Origin of the sequence: Pseudoflavonifractor sp. 60 (assembly GCF_009911645.1) — a bacterium.
Taxonomy (GTDB): Bacteria; Bacillota; Clostridia; order Oscillospirales; family Oscillospiraceae; genus Lawsonibacter.
Genome location: NZ_QWKI01000326.1, coordinates 1 through 2,129 on the forward strand (window position 1 = coordinate 1; position 2,129 = coordinate 2,129).

Consider the following 2,129-nt stretch of genomic DNA (forward strand, 5'->3'; position numbering starts at 1 on the left):
ACGCAAGATAAATTCCGTTCCCTGGGGCGGCGGGGCGGAGGAGGGACGACCATGGAGGGATATTCCAGGAAGAAATTGGACCTGACAGGCCAGCGTTTTGGGAAGCTGACCGTATTGAAGCCGGCGGAAAATGTGGGAAACCGTACGGCTTGGCTGTGCCGGTGCGACTGCGGGCGGGAGAGCGTAGTAAAGACCTACCGGCTGCGTTCGGGACATACCAGCAGCTGCGGCTGCCGTTCCCCTCAGGACAATCCCCAGCTGGCTCTGGGGCTGACCTACATCGACGGTACCTGTGTGGAGATGCTGCGGGCGAAGACCGTCCGGCGCAACAACACCAGCGGCATCCCCGGAGTTGACTGGCTGACCGTCAAGCGGCGCTGGCGGGCCACCATCTGCTTCAAGGGCAGACGGTATTACCTGGGCAGCTACGAATATTTTGGGGATGCGGTGCAGGCCAGGAAGCGGGCAGAGGAGCAGCTGCACGACAATTTTTTGCGCCAATTTGCCCAAGGTACATTGAACGTATAGTTGTATTGCCGGGGCTGAGGAGAGACCGTTCCGGAACAAAACAGGCCTCGGGGTGTGTGTGCCCCGGACCGGGAGATTGGAGGAGTCATGGACTGCACCCTGTATGTGAAAACACTGGGGGGCTTTTCTCTTCGCTATTCGCACTTAGGCGGTCCCAAGACGGAGCTCTCTGAACAGGACAGCGGTTCGGAGCGGCAGCAGGCCTTTTTGCAGTATTTATGCGTTTCTCACCAGAGGCGCATTCCCCAGGAGGAGATCATCGACGTCCTCTGGGGAGACGATGAGATCAGCAACCCCACCAATAGCCTGAAGACCCTGCTCCACCGTACCCGCTTGGCGCTGGAGCGCATGGGCTTTCCCGATGGAAAGAAGACGCTGGTCTGCCGCCGGGGGAGCTACACCTGGGACCCAGAGCTGATCATCCAGGTGGACCTGGAGGAGTTTGACACCCTGTGCGCCCGGTTTGACGCAGGACGGACCGGAGAGGAGGGATTAACTGCGGCCTGGCAGGCGCTGGAGCTCTACCAGGGGGATTTTTTGCCCCAGGCGGCGGCTAGTCTGTGGGCCCTGTCACCCAGGACCTACTACCACAGCAAATATCTCCGCCTGTGCTGCGATACCGCAAACGCCCTGTGGCAGATGGAGCGTCTGCCGGAGGCCATTGAGATATGCCGCCGGGCCACAGATATGGACCCCTACGATGAGGGCTGCCAAATGCTGATGATGCGGCTGCTCCACGCCTCAGGGGCAAAGCAGGTAGTGGCCCAGTACTACAACAATATGTCGGCCCTGTTGATGAGCCAGCTGGGCGTGTCCCCCTCCCAGGAGATGACCGCCCTGTATCACGAGCTCAACGCGCCGGAGCAGTCCCAGGAGCTGGACCTGCGCACCATTCGTTCCATAGTCCTGGGGGAGGACACCGGGGAACGGGGGGCCTATTGCTGTGATTATTACATCTTCCAGAATATCTGCCGCTTGCTGGCCCGCGCCACCGCCAGGAGCGGCCAAATTGTGCAGCTGGGGGTCATAACCCTGTTTCCCTTACGGGGAGACCAGCTGAGCCTGAGCCAGCGTACCGCCGCTATGGGCGATATGAAGACGGTCATTCAGAGTAACCTGCGTTCCGGGGACATCTTTACCCAGTTCAGCTTGACCCAGTACCTGCTGCTGCTGCCCAAGGCCAGCCACGAGAATGGCTCCATGGCAGTAAATCGGGTCCTGGAGGCATTCGGCAAGACCAAAAGCCGGGTCATTGCCAAGCCGCAGTTCAACTTACTGCCCGCGCTGTCCCTGGAGCACCAGCTGCCCGCCGCCTTCGGCTTCCGGCCCATGGTGGCGAGAAGCTGACTGGGTGATTAGTACGGGGACGCTCCTGCTCCGCGTCTCCGCAGGACCCCTGTGTGCCGTTGTCCACCAGCTCCCTCTGGCAAAAGGGGCTCTCCAGTGCGCACACTGGGGCAGGGAATTGTTTTTTTGGCAGACTATCTTCTACCACAGATTTCCAGTCGAAGCAGTGCCCGCAGGTCAATCCCCACCGGCTTCGCCGGAGCCCCTTTTCAAAGGGGCCAGGCCGCCTGCGGGCGGGACGAGGGATGGGCCCT

Annotated in this window: 1 protein-coding gene and 1 pseudogene; both read left to right on the plus strand. The window is 60.8% G+C overall.

The genetic code is table 11. The features are described 5' to 3' along the window. Window positions 1-528, plus strand: a pseudogene (locus D1646_RS22190) (hypothetical protein); the annotation flags it as partial. Window positions 529-615: 87 nt separating this feature from the next. Further along, complete coding sequence (locus tag D1646_RS22195) at window positions 616-1,875, plus strand: BTAD domain-containing putative transcriptional regulator (protein ID WP_160638501.1); 1,260 nt, start codon at window positions 616-618, stop codon at window positions 1,873-1,875. Window positions 1,876-2,129: the final 254 nt, after the last annotated feature.